Here is a 23,727-nt window from a genome sequence, read left to right on the forward strand (position 1 = left end):
CGCCCGCGGGAGGTTTCCATGGCATCCGTTCCCTTCGACCAGCTGGAAGGCTTCATCTGGATGAACGGCGAGTTCGTCAAATGGGCCGACGCCAAGATCCACGTGCTGACCCACGGCCTGCACTATGCCAGCGCGGTCTTCGAGGGCGAGCGCGCCTATGGCGGCGCGATTTTCAAGCTGAACGAGCATACCGAGCGCCTGCATGAATCGGCGCGCCTGCTCGGCTTCAAGATTCCTTATTCGGTGGCCGAGCTCAACGACGCCTCGACCACGCTTCTGAAGAAGCAGGGCTTCCAGGACGCCTATGTCAGGCCGATCGCCTGGCGCGGCAGCGAACAGATGGGCGTGTCGGCGCAGAACAGCCGCATCAACTGCGCCATCGCCATCTGGCAGTGGCCGAGCTATTTCGATCCGGCGCAAAAGCTCAAGGGCATCCGTCTCGATCTGGCGGAATGGCGCCGTCCCGACCCGCGCACGGCGCCGTCGAAGTCGAAGGCCGCCGGCCTCTACATGATCTGCACCATGTCCAAGCATGCCGCCGAAGCCAAGGGCTATGCCGACGCCATGATGCTCGACTGGCGCGGCCAGGTGGCGGAAGCAACCGGCGCCAACATCTTCTTCGTCAAGGACGGCAAGATCCATACGCCGAAGCCCGATTGCTTCCTTGACGGCATCACCCGCCGCACCGTCATTGGCCTCGCCAAGGACCGCGGCCTTGAGGTGATCGAGCGCGCCATCATGCCTGAGGAACTCGAAGGCTTCGAACAGTGCTTCCTCACCGGAACGGCGGCGGAAGTGACGCCGGTTTCGGAGATCGGCCCCTACCGATTCGAGGTCGGCGAGATCGCCAAGACTTTGATGAACGACTATTCTGCCGCAGTGCAGCCTAAGCATGCGATAGCCGCAGAATAACGGAAATCACAGCTTTTTTCGCAAGCAGGGGCGGTTTTAGGGCCGCCCCTTTTATTTCAGCATTTACGCATTTGACTTTCGTCTAATTCGGCGTCTCATGATGGTGTCGGCCCGGGAGGCTGGCAGCTATGGAGGGACTAGGTACATGGATACGAACACGCTCATTGCGATCGTTGTGCAGGTAATAGCGGGTGTTGTCGGTGGTCAGGCAATCGGCGTTGCGCTGAAGAATGCGGCGATGGGCCAGTTGACCAAAATCCTGGGCGGCGCCGTTGGCGGCGTCGGCGGCGCGGCGATCCTCGGCAGCCTGCTCGGCGGCGGCACGGTCGACCCGGCAGCGGCCGCGACGGCAGCGGGCAGCGCGTTTAACGTAGACAATCTCGTCGGCGGCGCAGGCGGCGGCGCGATCCTGACCGGCATCATCGGTGCGGTCATGGGCGCGATGAAGAAATAAGCCTCGACATCTCGGGCTTCGTCAAATGGGCGGCCGTTGGGCCGCCCATTTCTGTTTTCGGGTCTGTCAAGATTGTCGCGGAGCTGTGGACGTTGCCTGCCTGTGCCTCTACATCACGTCAGACACAGCGAAAGGACAATCATGGGTCAGCTCAACGCCGGCATCGTGCCGGTCACGCCCTTCCAGCAGAACTGCACCATCCTGTTCGACATGGATGACAAGCATGGCGTCGTCGTCGACCCGGGTGGCGACATCGACCAGGTGCTGGCGGTGCTGAAGGACAATGCGATCTCGGCCGGCGCGATCTGGATCACCCATGGCCATATCGACCATGCCGGCGGCGCGATGGAGCTGAAGGAAGCACTCGGCGTCGAGATCATCGGCCCGCACGGGGCTGACAAGCCGCTGCTCGACAATCTGGAAAAGCAGGGCCAGCTCTACGGCATTGCCGGGGTGCGTAACTGCGTTCCCGACCGGTTCCTCGCCGAAGGCGAAACGGTGTCGTTCGGTTCGCATGTGTTCGAGGTGCTGCATTGTCCCGGCCATGCGCCCGGCCATGTCGTCTATTACAACCGCGCGGCCAAGTTTGCCCATGTCGGCGATGTGCTGTTTCGTGGCTCGGTGGGACGCACCGACCTGCCGGGCGGCGACCATGCGACGCTGATCGCCTCGATCAAGGACAAGCTTTTGCCGCTCGGCGACGACATCGGCTTCATCTGCGGCCATGGCCCGGGCGGACGTTTTGGCGAGGAGAGGCGGACCAATCCGTTCCTTATCTAGCGATGTCATTTCGCCAACAAAAAAGCGCTGGCCTTGCGGCCAGCGCTTTTTGTTTGGGGCAGGGAAGCTTCAGTTAGCGGTGCAGAAATGCTGCTCGCCGTCATTGCCGGTGAACGTGCCGCTGCGGGCATTGAAGCTCCGGTAGCGGTCCGAGCAGTATTCGTACCAGTCGCGGGTCCACGGCTCGGCATAGCGGTCGGCATAAACGACCCGCGGCTGGGCATAGTAACGGCGAACCGGGCGCACTTCGCGATACTCGTAGTCGTCGTCATAATCATAGTTGCTGTTATAGCGCGGCTGCGGATTGCTCAGCGCACCGGCGATCAGGGCGCCGGCAGCGAGGCCAACGACACCGGCGGCAATGGCGTCGCCATTGTGGTGACGATGGCGGTGGCGCCAATCGTCGGCATTGGCGGCCGGCAGAGTGGCGAGTGTGGTCGCGGCGAGAGCGGCGCCCATTATGGCGGTCTTGAAAATGCGATTCATTTTGGTCTCCTTCGTGCCGGCCCGGGTCGTTTTTTTTCGGGGATGCGGTCCGGCCTTGGCGACGATTAATAGGAGACCGTGGCTGAACGGGGGCTGAACGGAATTTGCCGACATGGTTCAGGTCATGCGGCAATATCCGCATGCGTGCGGAAGGCGCTCCGCCCCATCAATCTCCGTCCAGACTGTCTTGAGCCGGCTTAGCCGACCGACAGGTTGACGGCCTTCGGACCCTTGCCGCGCTTGTCCGGCTCGGTGTCGAATGTCACTTTCTGCCCATCCTCCAGACCGGGAAGACCCGACGCCTGCACGGCGGAAATGTGGACGAAGACATCCTTCTGGCCGTCGTCCGGCGTGATGAAGCCGAAGCCTTTGGCATGATTGAAGAATTTGACGGTGCCGGTCTGCGGCATGGGAAGCTCCCTTTGATCCCATAAGTCCAGTTTTCGGGCCGGCAAATGCCCGAAGGGAAATTTGTCCTTTATTTTAGCGTCATCGGCAAGAGAAAGTTTTGGCGAGCTCGGCAACGATCAAGGGGGCTCAAATAGATCGTTGCAGCGAAGGCAATTCTCGTCAGACGATCGCTCCGGCGATCAGCCATTCCATGAACGGGTCGAGCGTCCTTGCCACGGCGACGACGGACATGAAAAAGGCGCGACGGGAAACGTCGCGCCTTCGAAAACTCTGGGACGGCCGACAAAGCCGCTTCAAGCACGTTTAAAGTGCTTTTTCGCGCCCCCTGGCGGGCGCGCGGACACCGCCGGTTCAGGCCGCGCGGAGATTGACCGCCTTCGGGCCCTTGCCCATGCGATCGGGTTCAACGTCGAAGGTGACCTTCTGGCCGTCGACGAGGGTACGCAGGCCCGATGCCTCGATCGCGGAAATGTGGACGAACACATCCTTGGCGCCGCCGTCGGGCGTGATGAAGCCGAAGCCTTTGGTCGCGTTGAAGAATTTAACGGTGCCGGTCTGGGCCATTGGGGAAACTCCTTCACCCGTGTCAGTCTTGTGGTTTGCCCGCCGCCTGGCATCGTGGGCAAGTCCCGGTGGTTGCTTCGGCAGTCCTGCATTCGCGCATGGTAAAACCCCCCGCCGAAAACGGGGCCGTCAGAGATTCACAGTATCGGGGAAAGGTCGTCCAAAACGTTCCGCTCTCCGGGTCGCAAATGCCCGAACACAAAATTTATCGCACGGAAACGTGATAGTTGCAAGATAGCGCCGCGGGCCGCGCCCATCGACGCATCCCAACGCAGGCGCTTCGATAAACCCGGCCCCGTTGGCGGTCATCAGCCAGAGCCCGGCCACGCATGGTCCAGCTGCTATAGTCCAGCATCGGGCGATGTGTGGCGAGAGCATTGCGTGGCTCCGGGGCGCCGCAAACAGGGGTTGCATTTGGCAAGGGAATGGCGAGGATCGACAGGCGCGTTTTGTGCCGGGACGAGGGATCTCGAGGGAGACATATTCATGAAATTTCTTGCGACGATCTTCTCGCGCCAGGGTTTTACCATTCTCTTCCTGTCGGGTCTTCTTGCCGCCTGCACTGTCGTCGTCGACGACGGGCCGGGACCGCGTCCGCGCCCGCCACGGCCGGAGCCGGAATTCTGCACCAGGGAATATGAGCCGGTCTGCGCGCGGCGCGGCGGCGATCGCCAGACCTTCGCCAATGCCTGTCTCGCGGAGCGCGAGGGCTACCGCATCGTGCGCGACGGCCCTTGCCGTGACGGCGGCGGTGGCGGCAGCGAAGAGCCGACATTCTGCACCCGCGAATACGCGCCCGTCTGCGCCCGCCGCCATGGCGAGCTGCGCACCTTCCCCAATGCCTGCGAGGCTCGCGCCGCCGACTATCGCGTCGTCGATGATGGGCCCTGCTGAAGACTCGCGGATCAGATCGGAATGGTTGCCTACGACGGATACGCCCCGTCGGCCGGGCCGGCGTAGAGCTCGGCGCCGTCCTCATCGCAGATGCGCAGACGGTCGGGGATCTGCGGCATGGCCAGGCTGTGGAACAGCGCGGTGGCGCCCTGCAGGGCGGCGCGCAGGTTGGGCGCTTCCAGCGACACTTTGTCGAGCGTGGCTTCGTCGGCGTCGCGCGAACGGTAGAACTCGATGAAGAAGTTCAAGCAAGTCTCCGTGGCAGAGCGTTGCGCGCTTGGTGCCGTCACCTAGAGCGTTTCACCGTTTCACGGAAACGGCGAACCGCTCTATCTCTTTGGTTTTCGCAATTCCGGACGGAAAACCGCTCACACTTTTCCTGGAATTGCTCCAAGGCGACGGAGGGGCGCACGAGGCGCCCCGGGCTGGTCAGTTTTTGGACTTCGGCTTCAGGCTGTTCTCTGCCTGCTTGACCGCGGAACCGAACGGGGAGGCGGCCTTGGCCACCACCTTGTCTTTCTTGGGCTTGCGCGTTTCGCGATTGCTGCGCTGCTGACCCTTGGCCATCTTGTCTGCTCCTTTGATGTGTTGGGTGGGCGGAGTGTCAGATGGCCGGATTGTTGGCAGCAACCAGATCGTCGGCCACTTCGAGATTGTCTTCCGTGGTCACCCGCTCATAGGTCTCCTGCTCGCTGCGGATGCGGTATTGCGGCGAGCCGTCCTTGACCGGCAACCTGCTCTTGATCTCAAACAGTTCCACCGGCTTCTGGAGCATCCCGATGCGGCTCTTCATGCGGACCGTCTGGCCGACGGCGAAGCGGTGCGAGGGCGTGTCGGTGCGCGGACGCGCATTCTGCTGGAAGCGGATCATGCTGCGTTCTCCTGGTCGCGCCTCAGCGCTGTTTCGAGTTCGAGGTAGTCGATGGCGACAAGCTGGCTGGTGGTCGGGTTCTTCACTGCCCTTGCCGGCAAATGGATGAAGGTGGCGACGCGACGCCACGCAAGCCGCGACATGCCTTCGATCAGTTGTTCATCGTGATCGATGTCATAGTCGCCGGCCGGCAGTTGCCCTTCCAGTCCGCCGAGCACGAAGGGTGCTGCGAAATGGGCGATGGAATGGGTGGTGCGCTCCGACATTGGCTTGGCTCTGGTTCCGCCTGGACGCGCTGCACGCCACTGTGCCGGCAATTCAGATATCGGCGATTTGGAATGAGTTTGGCGGGTCGAGAACTTCTGACGCCGCGATATGCCAAGCTTGGCCCAAAAACGATCTTGCAATCCATAGCCTTAAACAGCGGCTTGTTCAAGATAATTTCTGGCTAGATTCGACCAGCCTAAAAATTTAATGCATATAAATCTTGGATAAAACTGCTATGACGTCATTATATCAACAAATCCCTTATCGATGGCGCGCCGGAATAATTGTCCCGTCACCCGCTTTTATTTTTCCTGAAAAGGCGAAAACTATGAGACTCATGAAAACACCGGACGGCCCAGCCATAACCATCGCGCCAATCGTCGCGTTCCCGAAAGCCCTCTCTGTGCGCCTGACGATAAGGAGCGACGAAGCGGCACGGCGCAAGGTCGCCGACACCGACGGGACGCTGCGGCGGGAGCGCCAGCTTGCCGAAAGCAACCGGCTGATTTGACCGGGGCTTGGTCATGACCTGTAGCGCTGCGCGCTCGCTGGACACCCCCGCAGCACTTTGATTTTACGCACGGTTGTTGCCCTGACCGAAGCGACACCCGGCCGCGATCTGCCCTTGAATCTGTCTCTTCCATGCCTTAGGTCCGGCTAGCGGACAAACACGGCAGGTTTCCCATCAACAGAGATCAGAGAAGAGCGGCGGGTGCTGGAGCTGGCGGACAACCGCCGCTGGGCCTCGACCAGTATGTGCAGCAGGCGTTGCAGCTGCATCAGGCCGGGCGCCGCCAGGAGGCCGAGACGCTCTATCGGCAGGTGCTGGTGCGCAAGGCCAATCACGCGGCGGCGGCGCACTTCCTGGGCCTGCTGCTGCACCAGACGGGGCGCAGCGCCGAAGGGCTGGAACTGATCGAGCAGTCGGTGCGTCTGCAGCCGAAGAATCCCGATTTCCTCAACAATCTCGGCACGGTGATGCGCGATCTCGGTCGCGTTGCAGCGGCCGCCGATTTTTTCCAGGGTGCGGTCGATCTGAAGCCCGACCAACTCGCGGCACGCGATAATCTGGGTTCCGCGTTGAAACAGCTCGGCCAGTTCGAGGCGGCCGAAACGATGTATCGCGGCACGGTCGGACGCAATCCCTTCCATGTCCGTGCGCGCATCGGGCTTGCCGAAACGCTGCAGGAAGCCGGGCATCTGGACGAGGCGCTGGCGACCTTTCGCGAGGCGCTGACCATCCGGCCCAAGGATGCCGACCTGTTGCACGGGCTCGGCGTCGGGCTGATGGAAAAAGGCAAGCTTGACGAAGCGGCCGATCTGTTCCGGCAGGCGCTGGCGATCACGCCGGGCATGGCCAAGGCCTGGCTGATGCTGACGCAGGTCAAGCGCCAGAAGGAGCGCGACGCCGAACTCGCCGGCATGGAGGCACAGCATGCCAAGGCGCCGGCCGACAGCCTGGCGCGCATGCAACTCTCCTTCGGCCTCGGCAAGGCCAATGACGATTTGAAGGATTACAGCAGGGCCTTCGACTATTTCGCCGAAGGCAATGCCATCCGCCGCAGGGGCATCGACTATGACCCCGAGAGGACGCGCGCCGAATTCGAGGCGATGAAGACGGTGTTCGACGCCGGCTTTTTCGAAAAGCACAAGCCGAGCCCGATTCCCAACGACACCCCGATCTTCGTCGTCGGCATGCCGCGTTCGGGCACCACGCTGGTCGAGCAGATCATCGCCAGCCATCCTCAGGTCTATGGCGCGGGCGAGCTCAGCATTTTGAAGACCGCGGTCGGCAAGCAGTTCCCGACGACCATGCCCGGTGGGTTCCCGTGGGGATTGGTTGATGTATCCGACACGGAGTTTGCCGAGGCGGGCCAAGCCTATCTCGACGTGCTGCATGCCCGCTATCCCGACTACAGGCATGTCACCGACAAGATGCCCGGCAACTTTCTGCTCATCGGCTTCATCCACATGATGCTGCCGAAGGCCAAAATCATCCATTGCGCACGCGATGCGGCGGCGACGTGCCTGTCGATCTACAAGGTGCACTTCCGCGGCGACAGTCACCGCTACGGCTATGATCTCGGCGAACTCGCCGACTTCCACAATCTCTACACCGACATCATGGCGCATTGGCGCAGCGTTCTGCCCGGCGTCGTCCATGACGTGCGCTACGAGGATTTCGTCGCCGACCAGGAGGGACAGACGCGGGCGCTGATCGCGCATCTCGGCCTGCCCTGGGACGACAAGGTGCTGTCGTTCCATGAGACCGATCGTCCCGTGCGCACGGCCTCGGCCGCGCAGGTGCGCCAGCCGATGTATCAGGGGTCGGTCGATCTTTGGAAGCGCTATGGTGACAGGTTGAAGCCGCTGCTGGACAAGCTGGACTAGCGCGCTGGTAGCAGATTAGCCGAAGCCCCTCAGCTTCGTCATCCTAGGGCGAAGCAGGAGCGCAGCTCCGTCGCGGAGACCCTGGGATCCATTCCGTGACCTCGATGAAGGATGCCGCGGAGCAGAATCTGCACCGTTGCAACGCGTTTAGATCGCGGCATGGATCCTATGGTCTGCGCCGCGTCGCTTCGCTCCTTGCTCCGCCATAGGATTGTTTGAGAAGGATCGGGTAGTTTGGCGGCCGGGACTGCGGCCCATCACAGCCAGCAGTCCCGGCGGCAGGCGACCGTCCATAGGACCGGGTAGCACCCGACGTCATCAAGATCCCTGCCGTCTTTGTCCGCCATCGCTTGGAGAGTTGATTGGCCGCTGGCTTGCGCCACGCCCGCAAACAATCCGAAGCCCGACAAGGATACCACCAGCATGGCCTTCTTGCATCAACAACCGCAGCTGTGCCTCGGCTTCGACATCGCCAAGGACACCATCACCGTTTCTGACGGCACCTCAACCCGCACCATCGCCAATCAGCGCAGAGCGATCCGCACCTTCCTGAAGGGCTATAAACACATAGACCTTGTCGTGTGCGAGCCAACAGGCGGCCATGAGGGCCTGCTGCTCGAAGAGTGTCTGCGTGCCGGCATCGCCTGCCATCGCGCCGATACGCTCAAGGTCAAGAGCTTCATCCGCTCCTATGGCACGCACGGCAAGAGCGACGCCATCGATGCCGGGATGTTGAGCGGCTACGGCTGCGAACGCTGGGCAAAGCTGGACCTTTGGCAGGCTCCCGCCCCTGATGAGATGGACTTGCGCGTATTGGTCCGCCGCCGCCAGGAACTCATCACCATCAAAGTCGCAGAGAAGAACCGCGCCAAGGCGCCTGGCGGCCGCCGTCTTGCGACCTCCTTCGAGGCTGTGATCAAAGTCGTCGAGCGTCAGATCCAAGCTATCGATGCCGCGATCCGCGAGCTGATTGCCAACAGCAGCACCCTCAAGCACCGAGCAGCCGTCTGCATGGCCATGGACAGTCTTGGCCCGATCGTGGCGGCCAAGCTCCTGGCAATCCTGCCTGAACTGGGCTCCATGACACGCCGCAAGGCTGCAGCCCTTGCCGGCGTCGCACCGCACCCCAATGATAGCGGCCTTAAGAGGGGCTATCGCAAAATCCGTGGCGGGCGTCCTGACGTCAGAACCACCCTCTTCATGCCCGCTTTGCGCGCCGCCGCCGGAAAGGGCGAGTTCGCAGCCTTCTATAAACGCCTCATCGCCAACGGCAAAAAGCCAATGGTGGCTATCGCTGCCGTCATGCGAAAGATCGTCGTCACCCTAAACGCAAGGCTCAGAGATGCCTCGATTCCTAAGAGTTGATGACGAAGCGATTGCGTCAAAGTTCCACGAACGGCTGGAAGCCACCGAAGATCATGCGCTTCATATCGAACGGCATGGGCCCCCAATCGGGTGTCAAGCGCGGGTCCGCCATCACCTTGGGCATCACCGTGTCGCGGCTTTCCCTGGATTCATAGACCACCCAGGCGAAGACGACGATCTCGTCGTCCTTGGCCTGAACGGCACGCGGAAACGAAGTGACCTCGCCATAAGGCACATCGTCGCCGACGCATTCGACATAGGCGAGCGCGCCGTGTTCCATCCATATGGGGCCTGTGAGGTTGGCCAGTCTCTTGTAGTCATCGAGATTTGCCTTGGGCACCGCGAGCACGAAACCATCGACATAGGACATGGGGTTCTCCTCATTGTTCTTCCTTCTCCCCTTGTGGGAGAAGGTGGATCGGCGCGCAGCGCCGAGACGGTTGAGGGGTGTTCCAGCTTGGCACCAAGTTACCCCTCACCCGGATTGCCAACCGAATTGCGAAGAGCAATTCGGGGCAATCCGACCTCTCCCACAGGGGGAGAGGTAGAGAGCCTCAGCCTTTCTTCGCCGGCGCGTTCATCGCCCATTCCACACCGAACGGGTCGCGCATGTTGCCCCACTGGTCGCCCCAGAACATCAGCTGGAGCGGCACGGCGACTTCGCAGCCGGCATCGACGGCGCGCTTCCACCAGGCGTCGATCTCGTCGGCGCCGAGATGGAGCTGCATGGTGTAGCCCTGCGGCTTGACGGCGGGCATGCCGTTTTCGGGATAGAAATCGGAAATCATCAGCGTCGAGCCGTTGATGTGGAGATGGATGTGCATGGTGCGGCCCTGGTCATCCGGCGGATAGAAGAACACCTGCTCTGCGCCGAAGGCCTTCTTGTAGAATTCGGCGGCCTTGAAGGCGCCGTCCAGCTGCAGATAGGGGGTCAATCCACCGAGAACTTTCGCGGCTGGCTGAACGGGGGTTTGGTCGGTCATGTCTTGCTCCTCTTTGCGTTCGGTCTTGGCTTTGGTCTGGCCTTGCGAACCCTAGGACGAATGAGGCAGCGGCAATCCTACATGGGCCATGGATTTTTTTGGCGCGAAATGAACTTGCGTTGTGAGCGCCCAATCAGAGCGCAATTCTCGCAGCCCGCGGGATAGAAATGCGGCTGCTTCTTCAACCGCCTGAGACGACAATGATCCTCTACTACCAGACCCACTCGCCCTTCGCGCGCAAGGCACTGGTCTTTGCCCATGAGGTCGGCCTTGCCGATCGGCTCGAGGTCATTCATCACGAGACCAGCCCGACTTTGCGCAATACGCGCGTCTATTCCGAAAACCCGCTCGGCAAGGTGCCGGTGCTGCTGAGGCCGGATGCGTCGCCGCTCTTCGATTCCGATGTCATCTGCGCCTATCTCGACACGCTGCATGACGGCCGCAAATTGCTGCCGCCAGACGGCGAGGCGCGCTGGCAGGCGTTGCGGCTACAGGCGGTCGCCCAAGGCCTGGCGCAGGCGGGCATCGCCTTGCGCTGGGAGACGGAAAGAAGACCCGAACAATTGCGCTACGGCGCCCTTGCCGAAGGCTACCGCGAAAAAATCGAGGCGAGCTACGACTGGATCGACAGCACGCTGGACGATGAGGCGCCGCTCCATGTCGGCCATATAGCGCTTGCCACCACATTGTCCTGGATGGCGTTCCGCCGGCTTCCGTCGTTTCGCGCGCGGGTGCGGCTGACGCGCTGGTTCGAGGCGTTCGAAAAGCGCGGATCGATGCAGGCGACGCCGCTTTCGGGCGATACGCATGACTGAGCAACGGTCGCCTCGTGGCGCCCTGCATCGATATTTCCCGACCGCATGATCAGGGCGCCCTGCAGATCCGCGGGCCGTTTTGCGCGTCGATGACGATTTCCGGCCAGCCGATATCCTTGCGCAGTTCGATCGGCAGGGACAGCAGCTCGCGCTCGCTGCGATGGCGGGCGCGGTTCTGTGCGTAACGGGTGGCGACGCGGCCTATGGATGACAATATGGACATGATGCTTTCTCCTCAGATGAAGCCGGCATCACTGTGTCGGCATCCCAAGGACGCAGCAGGTTCAGGCGATCCGACAGCGCGCTGAAATTATTTTAGAGCACCGACGCAGCAAGAGCGGTGTCGTAGTACTCCACCATCTCGATGATCTTGCCGTCGCGTACCGTCCAGAAATCAGCGGTACGCATGACAAGCTCCTGGCCGTTGGTTCTGCGCGTCAGATGGATTTCGACCTGCGCAGCAATCCTGTCGCCGCTATGGATGAAGTCAACCGGACGGAAGCTCCGGTATTCGAAGTCATTGTCCAGCGACATCAGGCGGGCGAGGAACTCCTGCTTGCCGCTGCCGGCCCTGATAAACGGGGATTCCGGTTCGGCGACCCAGCGGAAGACGACATCGTCGGAGCAGTGGTCCAGCGCACCTTTGATGTCGCGTTTTGCATATGCCTCATAAAGGCTCTTGACGACGTCCACCCCACCCATGACCGTTTCCTCCCTCGGTTGCGGAAGCTTCAGAGTGCGCCTTTTCCTGCTAATGGGGAAGTATGGTTATGTCGCCAATACTTTTGACGGGCCGGCAGTACTTCCATGTGCCGGCCCGGCCTGTGTAGTCACCACTCAATCGTGTGTCCCGGCGACCGAGCGGAAGAAATCCTCGGGGTCCTCGACTTCGGTCAGCCGCCGTTTGTCGATCAGCCAGAATCGGTTGCCGATGGCGCGGATGAAGGAGCGGTCGTGCGAGGCGAGCACACAGCTTGCCTGATGCTTCGGCAACTCCTCCTCCAGCGCTTCCTGGCCGTCGATATCGAGATGGTTGGTCGGCTCGTCCAGCAGGTAGAAGTTGGGGTTGGCGAGCCTGAGCGCCAGCATCATCAACCGCGCCTTCTGGCCACCGGACAGCACGCCGATCTTTTTCTCCTGCATCTCGATGACCACGCCGGCGCCGGCAAGCAGCGAACGGGCGCGCTGCTCGCCGACATCGTAGCGGCGCGAAACCATGGCCAGTGGCGTGTCGTCGCCGCTGATCCCTGCCAGCGCCTGGTCGCTGTAACCGAGCACCGTCGACGGCGTCACCTTCACGTTGGACACCGTGTCCGGCTCGGCAATGGCGTTGCGGATCAGATTGACGAAACGCGACTTGCCGACGCCATTGCGGCCGAGCAGCACGATGCGGTCGCCCTGGCAGATGTGGCGCTTGCCGGTCTTGAACAGCAGCGTGCCGTCGGGCGTTTCCACCGCCGCGTCGTCGAGCGTGATCAGCACCTTGGCGTGGGTGCCGCGGTTGGCAAGTCGGATTGCGCCGGCCGATTTCTCGCGATGCGCCGATACCGCCGCGTCTTCCAGCTTCTCCGCCCGTTCCCTGAGCTGCTTGGTCTTCACCGTCAGAAGGTCGCTGCCGGAATTGATGCCGATGTTGTTGAGCTTGGCGGCCTGCTTGCGCAGCTGCTGGGCCACCTTCATGTCGCGCTCGAACCTGCGCGCCGTCGAAGCGTCCAGCTCGTCCAGCGCCTGCCTAGCCCGCGAATAGGGCAGCGCAAACACCGGCGATTCCTCCGGCCGCAGGAACAGCGTGCGGTTGGTGGCGGCGTCGAGGAAGGCGCGGTCATGGCTGGCGATCACCACCGGCACCTCGCGCGGCAGCGCGTTCAGCCATGTCTCCAACTGGCTGATCTTGGCGAGGTCGAGATGGTTGGTCGGCTCGTCGAGCAAAAGCACATCGGGGTCGGTGACCCAGACGCGGGCAATCAGCGCCAGCCTTTGCCAGCCGCCACTCAGCGCCTGCATCGGGCGTTCGCGCATCGGCTCCGGCACTTCGAGCGAATCCAGCACCACGTCGACCCGCCACAACTCGCTGTCGACCTGCTCGGGCGGTAGAGCGTCGGCCACCACCTGATGGAACGTGCGGCCGAGAAGGGCAGGGGCAACCGATTGTTCGACATGACCGACGCGCAGGCCGCGCGTGCGGGTGATGTCGCCGGAGGTCGGTTCCATCGCGCCGGTCAGGCACTTCAGCAAGGTCGACTTGCCGCGGCCATTGGCGGCGACGATGCCGAGCCGGTCGCCGGTGCCGATGGTGAGGTCGAGGTTGGCAAACAGCGGCACACTCATGGTGACGCCGAGGGATTTGAGGCTGATCAGGGCCATTATGATTTCTCTGGTCTAGCCGGAGACAACTCCGGGTGCACTTTGACGGTGCGCGTGCCGGCCATCAGGCTCAGCTTTGCGTACCACGAAGGGCAGACCAAAAAATCGAAGCGGGAAAAACCCGTGATGTCCCTGGTCAGCCCTGCAAGCGAGCTCGCAGGGCAGAAATCGGGCCACGCTGACGATGGTGATCGATAAACACGCAGCCCTCCTTTCAAGACAAGACGTTGAGTGTTCGGGAGCGATTACACCAAAGGCGGGGGTGGAGGCAAGGGGAGCGTCGACGGTGGAGTGCTTGCCTTCTCCCCTTGTGGGAGAAGGTGTCGCCGAAGGCGACGGATGAGGGGTGTTCCAGGGAACGCCGTCGTCTCACTCCGCTGGAACACCCCTCATCCGTCTCGGCGCTGCGCGCCGATCCACCTTCTCCCACAAGGGGAGAAGGGAAGGCGCTACTTCCCCGGCCGCCCAGTCTTGCCGGGCCGCCGCTTTTCACGACGCGCGTCGCCTGGGTCTTCGTACGAGCCGATGCCGGCGCGCTGGCGGACGAATGGTTTAGGGGAATCGTCGCGATCCTTCGCGCCCCCCTCTGTCCTGCCGGACATCTCCCCCACTTGGGGGGAGATTGGCTGCGGCTTGGCCGGCACTTTTCCTTCTACCGGCTTTTCCGTCCGCCGCACGGTCATCTCATCGAGCGAGTTCTTCTTGAACAGCGGCTTGGTGGTGTCGCCCGGAATGCCGAAGTCGGAGCCGTGCGCTTCCTGTGCCGACTGTTTCTTGAACAGCGAACGCGACATCGCGCCTGAAGGCGTCGGCATGTCGGTGCCAGGCCCCATATCGTCCAGCGACGGTTTTGCAAACAGCGGCTTCTTCACCGGCACAGCGCTATCGGCGCCCATTTCGTCGAGTGCCGGCTTGCGGAAGAGGTTGGACCGGGCAGCCCTGGCCGCTTCTTCGGCGGCACGCGCCTCGTCGAACTTGCGGAAACGCTCCTGTTCCTCTGCGGTACGATGCTTGGCAACGCCCTTGTTGTGCTTGCCCTTCTCGCGGCCCGAAACCGGGCTTTCCATGTCGGCATATTTGGCCAGTGGATCTTCCGAGATCGACAGTTCCATCTCACGCAGCCGCTTGATTTCGTCGCGGATGCGGGCGGCCTTCTCGAAGTCGAGATTGGCGGCCGCGTCGCGCATCTGTTTTTCCATCGCGTCGAGATGGGCCTTGAGATTGTTGCCCATCATGGCGCCGGCGCTGTCGGTGAACTGCGAGATGTCGGCACGGACGTGGTCCTTCTCGTAGACCGAATCCAGAATGTCGGAGATGCGCGACTTCACCGATTCCGGCGTAATGCCGTTGGCGGCGTTCCACTCCATCTGCTTTTCGCGGCGGCGGTTGGTCTCGGCCATCGCCCGCTCCATCGAGCCGGTGATCTGGTCGGCATAGAGGATGACCTTGCCGTCGACGTTACGGGCGGCGCGTCCGATGGTCTGGATCAGCGACGTTTCGGAACGCAGGAAGCCTTCCTTGTCGGCATCGAGGATGGCGACGAAACCGCATTCGGGAATGTCGAGGCCTTCGCGCAACAGGTTGATGCCGACCAGCACGTCGAAGGCGCCGAGGCGCAAATCCCTAAGGATCTCGATGCGCTCCAGCGTGTCGATGTCGGAGTGCATGTAGCGGACGCGAATGCCCTGCTCATGCAGATATTCGGTCAGGTCCTCGGCCATGCGCTTGGTCAAAACGGTGACCAGCGTGCGGTAGCCGGCGGCCGTGGTGTCGCGGATCTCGCCGACGACATCGTCGACCTGGCTCTTGGCCGGACGCACCTCAACTGGTGGGTCGATCAGGCCAGTCGGGCGGATGACCTGCTCGGCAAAGACGCCGCCGGACTGTTCCATCTCCCAGCCGCCGGGCGTAGCGGAAACCGCGACTGAAAGCGGACGCATCGCGTCCCATTCCTCGAAACGCAGCGGCCGGTTGTCCATGCAGGACGGCAAGCGGAACCCATACTCGGCAAGCGTCGCCTTGCGACGAAAGTCGCCGCGATACATGCCGCCGATCTGCGGCACGGTGACGTGGCTTTCGTCGACGAAGACCAGCGCATTGTCCGGAATGTATTCGAACAAGGTCGGCGGTGGATCGCCCGGTTGGCGGCCGGTGAGGTAGCGCGAATAGTTCTCGATGCCGGCGCAGGAGCCGGTGGCTTCCAGCATCTCCAGGTCGAAGCGGGTACGCTGCTCAAGCCTTTGCGCCTCCAGCAGACGCCCAGCCTTTTCAAGCTCTTGCAGGCGCTGCTTGAGCTCTTCCTTGATCGACTTGATGGCTTGATTCAAGGTCGGGCGCGGTGTCACATAGTGCGAATTGGCGTAGATCTTGACGCTTTTCAGTTCGCCGGTCTTCTGGCCGGTGAGCGGGTCGAATTCGGTGATCGCCTCGATCTCGTCGCCGAACATCGAGATGCGCCAGGCGCGGTCCTCAAGGTGGGCCGGGAAGATCTCGATCGTGTCGCCGCGGACGCGAAACGAGCCGCGGACGAAATTGATGTCCTGGCGCTTGTATTGCTGGGCGACGAGGTCGGCGAGCAGAGCGCGCTGGTCGAGCCGGTCGCCGATCTGCATCTGGAAGGTCATCGCCGTATAGGTCTCGACCGAACCGATACCGTAGATGCAGGACACCGAGGCAACGATGATGACGTCGTCGCGCTCGAGCAGCGAGCGCGTCGCCGAATGGCGCATGCGGTCGATCTGTTCGTTGATCGAGGATTCCTTCTCGATGAAGGTGTCGGTGCGCGGGACGTAGGCCTCCGGCTGGTAGTAGTCGTAGTAGGAGACGAAATACTCGACCGCGTTGTCGGGGAAGAATTTCTTGAACTCGGAATAGAGCTGCGCGGCCAGCGTCTTGTTGGGCGCCAGGATCAGAGCGGGGCGCTGCGTCTCCTCGATCACCTTGGCCATGGTGAAAGTCTTGCCGGAACCGGTGACGCCGAGCAGCACCTGGGTGCGGTCATTGTTGTCGACCCCCTCGACAAGGTCCTTGATGGCGGTCGGCTGGTCGCCGGCCGGCTCGAAGTCCGACACCATCTTGATGGCAATGCCGCCTTCGGATTTTTCCGGCCGGGCAGGGCGGTGCGGCGTCCACAGCACGCCGTCCTTGTGCAGCGGATTGCCGGATTCGATCAGCGCCGACAGCGCTGCGACGGTCGCGGTGACGCTTCCGGAGGCCATCGTCTCGGCGTCTTCCAGCGAGATGTCCAGGCCGGCGACCGGATTGAGGCCGGCGGCGGTGCGTTCGCGGGCCGTGGCCGCGCCGCCCATCGAGGTGCCGCGTGAGCTGCGGCCGGGCGCGGCGGAACGCTCCGGGATCTTTTTCGCTGCTTTCGGCGATTTGCCGCCGTCGCCCTTGCCGGCGAGACGCCCTTCCTTCTCGGCTTGCTGCTCGATCTGCTCGGCCCAGTCGGCAATCGAGCCGGTCAGCGGCGTGCCGGTGAAGTCGGCCTGCGGCGCCTCGGCAAAGCCACCCTTGTGCAGGGGCTCCGAGGCATCGAGGAAATCGGTCAGCGGACTGCGCCGCTTGGGCGGCGAAGCGCTGTTATCACCCGCCGTTGAGGGCGTCTTTTTGTCAGGGAGTTTGGCCATGCCCCGAATATGGGCAGAGTCCGCTAAAATGGAAAGGGTGCAGTGGCCAGGGGCATTGGGCGAACCGAGGCTGCTGACACAAGGGTGTCAGGAGCGCTGGCGCGAATGCCTGGCGATTGCCCTCAGTTGAACCACAGCGCGAAAGTCAAAAACCCGGCGCCGCCGAACTGGCGCTGGATCTGGTCGAACTCGTCGCTGGTCAGGATCTTGCCGCTCTCGAGATAGGGCGCGATGGCAGGGCCGGTGATCGACAACACAAGGTCGAAGTTTTTCGGCTCCTCGAAGAAGCGCTTCATGTTGATGCCTTTGTCGGCGATGCGGAAATGCGGCAGCAGCGTGCGGCCTTCGAGCAGATCCTCGGCCATGGTCAAGGCGGCGAGCCAGGCCTGCACCTGCTCCTCGCCGACCTCGAGGCCGGTCAGCGGGTTGGCGCCCTTCTGCTGCGGGCCGGGCAGCCATTCGCGGTCATTGTCGGTCTCGGCGCGGATCGCCTTCCAGTCTTCGCGCGACAGCCGGATCATTTCCAGGAGATGGCGGCGGGCCGCCTGCCGGCGCTCGGGCTCGACCACCGGCCAGTTGACGAGGTGGACCAGCGAGATGAAGTCGGCAATGCGCCATTCGGAAGCCAGCATGCCACCGGTGCCGCCGTCCAGCGGCACGAGAATGTCCTGCAGCGGCAGTTTGGCGTGCGGGAACAGCATGTGGAACGAGCCGTCGAACATATTTCGGAAATCATGCGCCAACCAGAAATCCGCCTGCGCCATCAGGAACTCGGCATAGCCCTGCAGCCAGAAACCGTCGGCGCGATCGAAGCGGAAGGTGAGCGCCGGCGCGGTATCATCCGGCGCCATGCCGCTACGCGCCAGCGAGGCCATGATGGCGGCCATGCTTTCGTCCGGCGCGATATTGCCGTCCTCGTTGAGATCGATGCCGACATGGGTGAGGTCGATGACCACGCCGATATCGGCATCCGCCGGTACCGAGCCCAGTGTGGCGGCGGATTTCTCCAGCCGGTCGCGGAAGGCGACCAGTATGGCGCGAAACTGCTCATAGGTCAGCGGTTCGGGGTTGGGATTGTCGGGAACCGGAAGCCGCATCAGCGGCAGCATGAAGGATTGCGGGCTGTCGAAGCCGTGGCGGTGCAGGCCGCCGGCCAGGATTTCCAGCGCGGTGAAGAATTCGCCTGCGCCGGCGGCATAGGCCGATGCGGGATCGCCTGACGCCGCAGCCTCGAGCGTGGTCAGCGCGGCATTGCGGTCGGCCACGGTTCTGGCCTCGAACAAAGCGGTTGCCGCTTCGGGCGCCGCGGCGGACGCCGACGACAAGGGCAGCAAAAGAAGGAGGGCGGACGCCAACAAGCTTGCTACACGTGTCATCTCATTCCTCCACTATGCCATTGCGCGGACCATACACGTATTCAGTGCGCCGCGTCTGCCCATCACGGGCGGCAGTGTTTCGAGGCTGACGGTCGACACTTCCCGGGCAGACCGTCTACACAAGCCAACCGATTGGGCAAACGATTGGGCGTCGCGTGTCGAACTATCCGCTTTCCTACAAACTGTCATGGCTGCCGCGCTTCCTGAAGCCGTCGCTCGGCGGCGATGTCAGGGACTTTGCGCCGATCGCGGCGACAACAATCATCGATCCGCCGCCGGCGCGGAAGGTGCGGCTGGCGTTTGTCGGCGACATTTCGGCGGTGGCCAATAGCAGCGCGCCGGAGTGCGATCCGGAGATCGCCAAGCTTCTGGCTTCGGCCGACCTGGTGATCGGCAATTGCGAAAGTCCGGTGGTCGAGCGGCCAAGCGTGGCGCTTGGCACGCGGCTCGGTACGCACCATGCGATGAGCGAACGGTTCCTCGCCGCGACGCTGGCCAACCTCGGTATCGCGCGCGAAAAACTGGTGCTGTCGCTGGCCAACAACCATGTGCTCGACCAGGGTATCGCCGGTTTCGACGAGACCGTTGCGGCGCTGAAGCGGCTCGGCATCCGCACCATTGGCACCGCAAAGAAGGGACCGGTCGAGCAGGTCAAGGCCGGGCCGCTGACAATTGGCTTTGCCGCCTTCACGCTGTGGCGCAATGCCGACGCCGCGCCATTTGCTGAGCGGGTGTCGATGCGAAGCGATCCGGCGGCATGGCCAAAAGATGCGGCGGACAAGAGCATCGATCTGCGCTGCGCCATTCCGCACTGGGACTGGGAGTTCCGGCATTTCCCGCGCCCACAGACGCAGGCGCTGGCCAGGCAGCTTGCCTCGCATGGCGTCGGGCTGATTGCCGGACACCACGCCCATGTCGTCCAACCGGTGCAGTGGGTCGGCAAAACGCTTGTCGCCTATGGGCTGGGCGACTTCCTCGGCACCGCCCTGGCGCGCCAGCCATGGCCCGGTCGCATCGGCGGCATTTTCGTCGTCGACGTCAGCGCCGATCTCGGCAAGCGTGGCGCCATTGCCGGCTACCGGATGCATCCTTTCATGCGGCTGCGCGCTGGCGGGCATGAGCGGCTGGTTCCGGTCGAGGCGCTGGCGGGCCGGATGAAGGGCAAGGTCGAGGAACGACTGAAGGCGATTTTCGGCGACTGACGACTTTCCGCAAAAACGGTATGGTAGGCGAAATGGACTTGCGAGGGGGCGATGGAAGCAGCTGAGTTCATGCCTGATGAAACGGTCATCGCCGGCATCAGGAAAAACATCGAAGCCTATGAGGCCGGACGCGCCTCGGCCTATCGCCAGGTGCGCTGGCGGGTGCCGGTCTTTCTGGGGCTGCTGCTGGTCTTCGTCGCGCTGGTGGCTTGGCTGTTCAACAAGGTCGCCGACTTGAACGAGCAGTGGTTCTCGACACCGCATGTGTTCCTCTATGTCGTTGGTTTCTTCGCGGCGCTGCTGCTCTATTTCCTGGCGATGAGACCGGCGACGCGGCTGCAGCAATCGTTTCGCGACACGCTGCTGCCGATCATCTTCGGCTTCATCAGGGATGTGCGCTATCAGCACAGCGTGACGCCGAATTCCTTCGACCGGCTGCCGCGCGCCGTGGTCGGCGCCTTCAACCGGCAGAGCTTCGACGACATCGTGTCGGGCCGCTACGAGGAGTTTCCGTTCGAGCTTTACGAGGCGGAGTTGCGCCAGGGCACGGGCAAAGGCTCGTCGACGGTCTTCAAGGGTGTCATCGTCGCCTTCGAGACGATCGCGCCATTTCCAGGCACATTGGTGGCGACGCGGCGCAGCAATGCTGTCGTCGGCTTCTTCCGCGGCATCTTCGCCGGCAAGATGCAGGAGCTGTCGAGCGGTGATCCGCTGCTCGATGGCGACTATGAATTCCGCACCGACAATGTCGCCGCCGCGCAGCCGCTGGTGACCGGCCGGCTGGCGCAGGCGCTAAAATGGCTCCGTGAAACATGGCGCGATGATCCGGCGCGGGTGGCGCTCAACGGCAGCGACGGTTTCCTGCTTTTGCCGCAGTCGAAGAACTTTTTCGAATTGCCCGCCATTTCCGTGCCGCTCGACTACACCAGCCATATCGCGCCGATGATCGCCGATATGGGCGCGATCCTGGCCACGGCGGCGCTGGTGCGCAAGATCGGCGCGACGGATGGCGAGGGTCAGCCCGGCTGACGCGGATCAGCAGTCGAAGCCGTAATTCTGGCGATAATAGTCGGCCTCTTCCTTCGATATCGTCTTGAACAGCACGCAGACGGTGAAGCTGCCGACCTGGCGGCCGTTTTTGGTGTAGCCCCAGTCGGAAATCTCGTCGCGGGTGAATTCGAGCTCTTGGCCGGCCACGACATTGTGCACGACCTGCGGTTCATTCGATAGCGTTCCGACAAAGCCGCTTGCGGTCTTGCGGAAGGGGATGATCCAGAAATGCTCCGAGTTGTCCCCCTCCTTGACCTCGACCTTCAATTTGTACTCGCTGGTTCCGGCCGGCGGTGCTTCAGACAGTGCCAGGAATTGATCGAGGCTGGCGCGCGCTTGCGCAATTGCCGCCGCCATGTCCGGATCGTCCCTTGCGACGTTGACAACCTTGTCGTCGCCCTGCTGGGAATTCTGCGCCCCGGCCGAAATCGGAACGGACGCCAGCATCAGGGACAGCATCACGCGAATTGCATGCTTCATGGAAAGGCGCTCCTCCGTGTCGATGCCTCACACCATCATGCATCTACCTGGAGTTTTCAACGGCAGTACGACGGTGCGGTATTGGCCCCGAACGGCGCGTCCGCTCACAACCCGCCGGGTAGCAGTCCTGCCAGCCAGTTCGCGGAGCGCTTGGCCATGCCGACCGTTGCCGAGGCGGCACGGCCGAGATCGGTCTTGACCACCGCATAGCCGTTCCTGGTGCGGTAGAGCACGCCGGTTCCGCCATCGACCACCTGCTCGTAGGCGACGGGCCGGGCTGCTGCCGCTTCCATGGCCGTCGTCGGCGAGCCGACGGGAACGCTCGGCCGGTGGCTCAGTTCCGGCGGCAATGGGCTTTCAGACTGAACACTCCGGCTGGCCGGCTTCAGTTCCGGGCGGGATGCGGTCGCCGCCAGTTGTGATGAAGATGCCGACCCCTTGGTGCGGCAGATGCCGGAAACCAGCGGATAGTCGAAGTTCTTCTGGTGCAGCATCTGGCTTTTCATCGCCGCTTCGCAGTCGGCGATGGTCGCCCACTTTGCCGGCGTCTCGCCGATATATTCGCAAAGCTTGGCGTCGCAGTCGCAGCCGACGATGGTCATGGCGACAAGGGCGGTCTTGATCACGGTCCTGTCCTTCGGATTGCCCCCCGGCAGCCCCCCTTTCCATCGCGCGCGAACAAGGCGGGAATTTGGCCGCGATCCAGCAATGAGCCAGTCGATACGTTTTCGGGAGCGGCTCACTATAGGTGGATTTCGAAACGCCCGGAAGCAGATGGGGGTGGCCATGGAGCGTTTGCGGAAGAAGCGCAAAATAAACATTGCCTTCTATCGTAGCGACAACTGTTTCCTGCAGCGGTTTTCTATTACGATACTGACGGGGCGATACAACGATATCGGAGGGGTGCCATGGGAAGAATTGTCCGGTCCGCGGCGGTGTCGAGAGGCAGGCCGGGGCTTGAGGCCGTTGCAGCCGCTGAAGACGACGCGGGCGGGCAGAACGGTCAGGGCGAAACAGACTCGAAAGACGGCGATGGTTATCTCGACCGGGTGGCGAAATATGTGCCTGCCGAGGTCGTGGCATTCTTCATCTTCGTCAATTCCATTCTAGTCAATGCTACCGAGCAGCCGGTTGCCAAAGCGTTGACCGATGCGGTGGCCGCAGAGTCCAAGGGCATTCCGGAGGACATTCCGGGCGCGGTGCGGGCAGCTATCTACAAGATTGAAATGGCCGGCATCAGCGTCTGGACCATTTCATGGGCCGTGCTGTTCATCGCGCTGGCAATGACGCCAGTGTACCTGAAATCGGTGAGCGATGCCGCCGACAATGCGGAGGCTCCCGGCGCCAACATCGTCATGTCGATGCTCGCTTTCCCGTTCTGGGCTTATGCCGTCGACGCTCTCGCCTTCAGGCCTTGGCATGATGGAGCCCTGGCCAGCATCATGCTCGCCACTTTCACGCTCATCAGCGGCGCTGTACGGCCGGAATATATAAACTCCGTCCTCAAATTGATCCCGGGCATCGGGCCAAAGCAGTAGGCCGGCGTGGGGGCAGGCCTCGTCGCAGTGCAGCCGTCGCGGCTTCAATAGTCGTAGACGTGTTCCAGCCTGGCGCCGGCCTTCAGCAACGCCGGCAGCACAAGGTGCAGCTTGCGCACGTCGACGATCAGCCCGGTGCGGCGCGTGGCCGGATCGACCGGGATCGGCTGGCTGAACAGCGCGCGGGCGCCTTCGGGCGGCGCAAGCTCGGCCGCCGACAGGACGTTAGCCGATTTTACCGAGGGTTGCAGCCCGAGCTGGAAAGGTGTGTGGGTCCAAAAGACAGTCGGCGCCGGGATTTCTCCCAGCGCCTCCCTGTCAGATCAGGAACCAGTCAGGCAGCAACTTCCCTAAAGATGTCGCGCCATGCCGGCCTTGATTTTGACGGCCCTGCCAGTCACCACCCGAGGGCGATGCCCGTTCCAGGCCACGCCGTTCTCCACCCTTGCGAGCTTCGCTCAGCGTGCCATCGAAGGTTTTGCCGTCCTTCATGGCAGCATCGGTCCGCCGTCGGCGTTCGCACGCTTTCCGCGGCCCCGTAGGTCTCGGCATCCGTCTCTAAAACAGGCAAGCCTGCTCTCGCTTCGGGCCGTACGGGCCTCAGGAAATCCGCCTTTTCGCTTTGCCTTTCGGCGTGGCGATCGGTAGCCGCCTGAGATGGGTTAAACTTACGCCGGGTAAGGGCTTTGGGGAATGGGCGCGAGCCTGTGGATAACGGGATTATCGGGGATCATTTGCCACGAATCTCGCAATTCTTGCGACTGCTGCTTTAGACAGCCTTCCCCGCTTTTTGACACTCCCATCGGCAGTGCCCCTTGCTCCGACGGTCGGCACGGGTTTCAATGCCGGCAAAGGACTCTGCGGCCACCACGTCCCGCCGTCCTTTTGGGGAGGC

The 23,727-nt window shown here is 62.6% G+C and carries 28 protein-coding genes; 11 read left to right on the forward strand and 17 right to left on the reverse strand.

Annotation, left to right across the window (positions count from 1 at the left end):
- Window positions 1-18: 18 nt before the first annotated feature.
- From AC1DZ8_RS12315 to AC1DZ8_RS12325, 3 genes are all read left to right on the forward strand, one after another.
- Complete coding sequence (locus AC1DZ8_RS12315; RefSeq protein WP_112561042.1) at window positions 19-912, forward strand: branched-chain amino acid aminotransferase; 894 nt, start codon at window positions 19-21, stop codon at window positions 910-912.
- A 145-nt stretch (window positions 913-1,057) separates the two neighbouring features.
- Window positions 1,058-1,366 (forward strand): hypothetical protein, encoded by a 309-nt coding sequence (locus AC1DZ8_RS12320; RefSeq protein ID WP_477303070.1) that lies wholly within the window; start codon window positions 1,058-1,060, stop codon window positions 1,364-1,366.
- A 141-nt stretch (window positions 1,367-1,507) separates the two neighbouring features.
- Entirely contained in the window at window positions 1,508-2,146 is a 639-nt protein-coding gene (locus tag AC1DZ8_RS12325; RefSeq protein WP_477303068.1) for an MBL fold metallo-hydrolase, read from the forward strand.
- A gap of 69 nt (window positions 2,147-2,215) precedes the next feature.
- Here the strand turns inward: AC1DZ8_RS12325 and AC1DZ8_RS12330 are convergent, their stop codons facing one another.
- The 3 genes from AC1DZ8_RS12330 to AC1DZ8_RS12340 all read right to left on the reverse strand — a co-directional run bounded on the left by AC1DZ8_RS12330 (window position 2,216) and on the right by AC1DZ8_RS12340 (window position 3,607).
- Window positions 2,216-2,632, reverse strand: a complete 417-nt coding sequence (locus AC1DZ8_RS12330; RefSeq protein WP_477303066.1) for a BA14K family protein — start codon at window positions 2,630-2,632, stop codon at window positions 2,216-2,218.
- A 197-nt stretch (window positions 2,633-2,829) separates the two neighbouring features.
- Window positions 2,830-3,042: a cold-shock protein gene (locus tag AC1DZ8_RS12335; RefSeq protein WP_112561038.1), complete on the reverse strand. Its 213-nt coding sequence runs from the start codon at window positions 3,040-3,042 to the stop codon at window positions 2,830-2,832.
- A 352-nt stretch (window positions 3,043-3,394) separates the two neighbouring features.
- The gene (locus tag AC1DZ8_RS12340; protein WP_006202520.1) at window positions 3,395-3,607 is read right to left on the reverse strand and encodes a cold-shock protein; all 213 of its coding nucleotides are present in this window, start codon (window positions 3,605-3,607) and stop codon (window positions 3,395-3,397) included.
- Between the two features lie 486 nt (window positions 3,608-4,093).
- Between AC1DZ8_RS12340 and AC1DZ8_RS12345 the strand changes: the two genes are divergently transcribed.
- Window positions 4,094-4,501: a Kazal-type serine protease inhibitor domain-containing protein gene (locus AC1DZ8_RS12345; RefSeq protein WP_477303064.1), complete on the forward strand. Its 408-nt coding sequence runs from the start codon at window positions 4,094-4,096 to the stop codon at window positions 4,499-4,501.
- Between the two features lie 29 nt (window positions 4,502-4,530).
- Here AC1DZ8_RS12345 and AC1DZ8_RS12350 read toward each other — a convergent pair whose 3' ends face one another.
- The 4 genes from AC1DZ8_RS12350 to AC1DZ8_RS12365 form a co-directional block, all read right to left on the reverse strand.
- Complete coding sequence (locus AC1DZ8_RS12350) at window positions 4,531-4,749, reverse strand: hypothetical protein (protein ID WP_477303062.1); 219 nt, start codon at window positions 4,747-4,749, stop codon at window positions 4,531-4,533.
- A gap of 181 nt (window positions 4,750-4,930) precedes the next feature.
- A complete protein-coding gene (locus tag AC1DZ8_RS12355) occupies window positions 4,931-5,068 on the reverse strand; it encodes a hypothetical protein (protein WP_477303060.1) in 138 nt (45 codons plus the stop codon).
- 37 nt (window positions 5,069-5,105) lie between these two features.
- The gene (locus tag AC1DZ8_RS12360) at window positions 5,106-5,372 is read right to left on the reverse strand and encodes a hypothetical protein (protein WP_477303058.1); all 267 of its coding nucleotides are present in this window, start codon (window positions 5,370-5,372) and stop codon (window positions 5,106-5,108) included.
- Window positions 5,369-5,638, reverse strand: a complete 270-nt coding sequence (locus AC1DZ8_RS12365; protein ID WP_477303056.1) for a hypothetical protein — start codon at window positions 5,636-5,638, stop codon at window positions 5,369-5,371. Before AC1DZ8_RS12365 ends, AC1DZ8_RS12360 begins: the two co-directional genes overlap by 4 nt.
- Before the next feature lie 329 nt (window positions 5,639-5,967).
- On the opposite strand from AC1DZ8_RS12365, the gene AC1DZ8_RS12370 reads away from it, so the two are divergent.
- From AC1DZ8_RS12370 to AC1DZ8_RS12380, 3 genes are all read left to right on the forward strand, one after another.
- Window positions 5,968-6,150 carry a hypothetical protein gene (locus tag AC1DZ8_RS12370; protein ID WP_477400944.1) on the forward strand — a complete coding sequence of 61 codons (183 nt, stop codon included), beginning with the start codon at window positions 5,968-5,970 and terminating at the stop codon, window positions 6,148-6,150.
- A 245-nt stretch (window positions 6,151-6,395) separates the two neighbouring features.
- Window positions 6,396-8,030, forward strand: coding sequence for a tetratricopeptide repeat-containing sulfotransferase family protein (locus AC1DZ8_RS12375; RefSeq protein WP_477400946.1), 1,635 nt, complete (start codon window positions 6,396-6,398; stop codon window positions 8,028-8,030).
- A 423-nt stretch (window positions 8,031-8,453) separates the two neighbouring features.
- Window positions 8,454-9,395 (forward strand): IS110 family transposase, encoded by a 942-nt coding sequence (locus AC1DZ8_RS12380; RefSeq protein ID WP_477303050.1) that lies wholly within the window; start codon window positions 8,454-8,456, stop codon window positions 9,393-9,395.
- A gap of 16 nt (window positions 9,396-9,411) precedes the next feature.
- On the opposite strand, the gene AC1DZ8_RS12385 is transcribed toward AC1DZ8_RS12380, so the two are convergent.
- Together AC1DZ8_RS12385 and AC1DZ8_RS12390 are read right to left on the reverse strand one after the other, a co-directional pair.
- Window positions 9,412-9,765 carry a DUF1428 domain-containing protein gene (locus AC1DZ8_RS12385; RefSeq protein ID WP_477303048.1) on the reverse strand — a complete coding sequence of 118 codons (354 nt, stop codon included), beginning with the start codon at window positions 9,763-9,765 and terminating at the stop codon, window positions 9,412-9,414.
- Window positions 9,766-9,949: 184 nt separating this feature from the next.
- Window positions 9,950-10,378 (reverse strand): VOC family protein, encoded by a 429-nt coding sequence (locus AC1DZ8_RS12390; protein ID WP_477285185.1) that lies wholly within the window; start codon window positions 10,376-10,378, stop codon window positions 9,950-9,952.
- A gap of 200 nt (window positions 10,379-10,578) precedes the next feature.
- Here AC1DZ8_RS12390 and AC1DZ8_RS12395 point away from each other — a divergent pair, with 200 nt between their 5' ends.
- Entirely contained in the window at window positions 10,579-11,193 is a 615-nt protein-coding gene (locus tag AC1DZ8_RS12395) for a glutathione S-transferase (RefSeq protein ID WP_477303044.1), read from the forward strand.
- A 49-nt stretch (window positions 11,194-11,242) separates the two neighbouring features.
- On the opposite strand, the gene AC1DZ8_RS12400 is transcribed toward AC1DZ8_RS12395, so the two are convergent.
- From AC1DZ8_RS12400 to AC1DZ8_RS12420, 5 genes are all read right to left on the reverse strand, one after another.
- A complete protein-coding gene (locus AC1DZ8_RS12400) occupies window positions 11,243-11,416 on the reverse strand; it encodes a hypothetical protein (protein WP_477303042.1) in 174 nt (57 codons plus the stop codon).
- 92 nt (window positions 11,417-11,508) lie between these two features.
- Window positions 11,509-11,895: a nuclear transport factor 2 family protein gene (locus tag AC1DZ8_RS12405; protein WP_477303039.1), complete on the reverse strand. Its 387-nt coding sequence runs from the start codon at window positions 11,893-11,895 to the stop codon at window positions 11,509-11,511.
- Between the two features lie 135 nt (window positions 11,896-12,030).
- Window positions 12,031-13,557 (reverse strand): ABC-F family ATP-binding cassette domain-containing protein, encoded by a 1,527-nt coding sequence (locus AC1DZ8_RS12410; RefSeq protein WP_477303036.1) that lies wholly within the window; start codon window positions 13,555-13,557, stop codon window positions 12,031-12,033.
- Window positions 13,558-14,006: 449 nt separating this feature from the next.
- Window positions 14,007-17,186, reverse strand: coding sequence for an excinuclease ABC subunit UvrB (gene uvrB, locus AC1DZ8_RS12415; protein WP_477303034.1), 3,180 nt, complete (start codon window positions 17,184-17,186; stop codon window positions 14,007-14,009).
- A 122-nt stretch (window positions 17,187-17,308) separates the two neighbouring features.
- Window positions 17,309-18,562 carry a hypothetical protein gene (locus AC1DZ8_RS12420; protein ID WP_477303032.1) on the reverse strand — a complete coding sequence of 418 codons (1,254 nt, stop codon included), beginning with the start codon at window positions 18,560-18,562 and terminating at the stop codon, window positions 17,309-17,311.
- A gap of 155 nt (window positions 18,563-18,717) precedes the next feature.
- On the opposite strand from AC1DZ8_RS12420, the gene AC1DZ8_RS12425 reads away from it, so the two are divergent.
- Window positions 18,718-19,764: a CapA family protein gene (locus AC1DZ8_RS12425; protein WP_477400949.1), complete on the forward strand. Its 1,047-nt coding sequence runs from the start codon at window positions 18,718-18,720 to the stop codon at window positions 19,762-19,764.
- A gap of 51 nt (window positions 19,765-19,815) precedes the next feature.
- Window positions 19,816-20,793: a hypothetical protein gene (locus tag AC1DZ8_RS12430; protein ID WP_477303028.1), complete on the forward strand. Its 978-nt coding sequence runs from the start codon at window positions 19,816-19,818 to the stop codon at window positions 20,791-20,793.
- A gap of 6 nt (window positions 20,794-20,799) precedes the next feature.
- Here the strand turns inward: AC1DZ8_RS12430 and AC1DZ8_RS12435 are convergent, their stop codons facing one another.
- Window positions 20,800-21,294: a YegJ family protein gene (locus tag AC1DZ8_RS12435; RefSeq protein ID WP_477303026.1), complete on the reverse strand. Its 495-nt coding sequence runs from the start codon at window positions 21,292-21,294 to the stop codon at window positions 20,800-20,802.
- Window positions 21,295-21,398: 104 nt separating this feature from the next.
- The gene (locus tag AC1DZ8_RS12440; protein WP_477303024.1) at window positions 21,399-21,920 is read right to left on the reverse strand and encodes a hypothetical protein; all 522 of its coding nucleotides are present in this window, start codon (window positions 21,918-21,920) and stop codon (window positions 21,399-21,401) included.
- Window positions 21,921-22,202: 282 nt separating this feature from the next.
- Between AC1DZ8_RS12440 and AC1DZ8_RS12445 the strand changes: the two genes are divergently transcribed.
- A complete protein-coding gene (locus AC1DZ8_RS12445; RefSeq protein WP_477303022.1) occupies window positions 22,203-22,832 on the forward strand; it encodes a hypothetical protein in 630 nt (209 codons plus the stop codon).
- A 318-nt stretch (window positions 22,833-23,150) separates the two neighbouring features.
- Here the strand turns inward: AC1DZ8_RS12445 and AC1DZ8_RS12450 are convergent, their stop codons facing one another.
- A complete protein-coding gene (locus AC1DZ8_RS12450) occupies window positions 23,151-23,324 on the reverse strand; it encodes a hypothetical protein (protein WP_477303020.1) in 174 nt (57 codons plus the stop codon).
- Window positions 23,325-23,727 lie beyond the last annotated feature (403 nt).

The organism is Mesorhizobium sp. P2_F7 (assembly GCF_056403695.1).

Excerpts from the sequence above, each read along its gene's own strand:
- AC1DZ8_RS12315 (WP_112561042.1), top strand. The coding sequence starts at position 19 with ATGGCATCCGTTCCCTTCGACCAGCTGGAAGGCTTCATCTGGATGAAC.
- AC1DZ8_RS12320 (WP_477303070.1), top strand. The coding sequence starts at position 1,058 with ATGGATACGAACACGCTCATTGCGATCGTTGTGCAGGTAATAGCGGGT.
- AC1DZ8_RS12325 (WP_477303068.1), top strand. The coding sequence starts at position 1,508 with ATGGGTCAGCTCAACGCCGGCATCGTGCCGGTCACGCCCTTCCAGCAG.
- AC1DZ8_RS12330 (WP_477303066.1), bottom strand. The coding sequence starts at position 2,632 with ATGAATCGCATTTTCAAGACCGCCATAATGGGCGCCGCTCTCGCCGCG.
- AC1DZ8_RS12335 (WP_112561038.1), bottom strand. The coding sequence starts at position 3,042 with ATGCCGCAGACCGGCACCGTCAAATTCTTCAATCATGCCAAAGGCTTC.
- AC1DZ8_RS12340 (WP_006202520.1), bottom strand. The coding sequence starts at position 3,607 with ATGGCCCAGACCGGCACCGTTAAATTCTTCAACGCGACCAAAGGCTTC.
- AC1DZ8_RS12345 (WP_477303064.1), top strand. The coding sequence starts at position 4,094 with ATGAAATTTCTTGCGACGATCTTCTCGCGCCAGGGTTTTACCATTCTC.
- AC1DZ8_RS12355 (WP_477303060.1), bottom strand. The coding sequence starts at position 5,068 with ATGGCCAAGGGTCAGCAGCGCAGCAATCGCGAAACGCGCAAGCCCAAG.
- AC1DZ8_RS12360 (WP_477303058.1), bottom strand. The coding sequence starts at position 5,372 with ATGATCCGCTTCCAGCAGAATGCGCGTCCGCGCACCGACACGCCCTCG.
- AC1DZ8_RS12365 (WP_477303056.1), bottom strand. The coding sequence starts at position 5,638 with ATGTCGGAGCGCACCACCCATTCCATCGCCCATTTCGCAGCACCCTTC.
- AC1DZ8_RS12370 (WP_477400944.1), top strand. The coding sequence starts at position 5,968 with ATGAGACTCATGAAAACACCGGACGGCCCAGCCATAACCATCGCGCCA.
- AC1DZ8_RS12380 (WP_477303050.1), top strand. The coding sequence starts at position 8,454 with ATGGCCTTCTTGCATCAACAACCGCAGCTGTGCCTCGGCTTCGACATC.
- AC1DZ8_RS12385 (WP_477303048.1), bottom strand. The coding sequence starts at position 9,765 with ATGTCCTATGTCGATGGTTTCGTGCTCGCGGTGCCCAAGGCAAATCTC.
- AC1DZ8_RS12390 (WP_477285185.1), bottom strand. The coding sequence starts at position 10,378 with ATGACCGACCAAACCCCCGTTCAGCCAGCCGCGAAAGTTCTCGGTGGA.
- AC1DZ8_RS12395 (WP_477303044.1), top strand. The coding sequence starts at position 10,579 with ATGATCCTCTACTACCAGACCCACTCGCCCTTCGCGCGCAAGGCACTG.
- AC1DZ8_RS12400 (WP_477303042.1), bottom strand. The coding sequence starts at position 11,416 with ATGTCCATATTGTCATCCATAGGCCGCGTCGCCACCCGTTACGCACAG.
- AC1DZ8_RS12405 (WP_477303039.1), bottom strand. The coding sequence starts at position 11,895 with ATGGGTGGGGTGGACGTCGTCAAGAGCCTTTATGAGGCATATGCAAAA.
- AC1DZ8_RS12410 (WP_477303036.1), bottom strand. The coding sequence starts at position 13,557 with ATGGCCCTGATCAGCCTCAAATCCCTCGGCGTCACCATGAGTGTGCCG.
- uvrB (WP_477303034.1), bottom strand. The coding sequence starts at position 17,186 with ATGGCCAAACTCCCTGACAAAAAGACGCCCTCAACGGCGGGTGATAAC.
- AC1DZ8_RS12420 (WP_477303032.1), bottom strand. The coding sequence starts at position 18,562 with ATGACACGTGTAGCAAGCTTGTTGGCGTCCGCCCTCCTTCTTTTGCTG.
- AC1DZ8_RS12430 (WP_477303028.1), top strand. The coding sequence starts at position 19,816 with ATGGAAGCAGCTGAGTTCATGCCTGATGAAACGGTCATCGCCGGCATC.
- AC1DZ8_RS12435 (WP_477303026.1), bottom strand. The coding sequence starts at position 21,294 with ATGAAGCATGCAATTCGCGTGATGCTGTCCCTGATGCTGGCGTCCGTT.
- AC1DZ8_RS12445 (WP_477303022.1), top strand. The coding sequence starts at position 22,203 with ATGGGAAGAATTGTCCGGTCCGCGGCGGTGTCGAGAGGCAGGCCGGGG.
- AC1DZ8_RS12450 (WP_477303020.1), bottom strand. The coding sequence starts at position 23,324 with ATGAAGGACGGCAAAACCTTCGATGGCACGCTGAGCGAAGCTCGCAAG.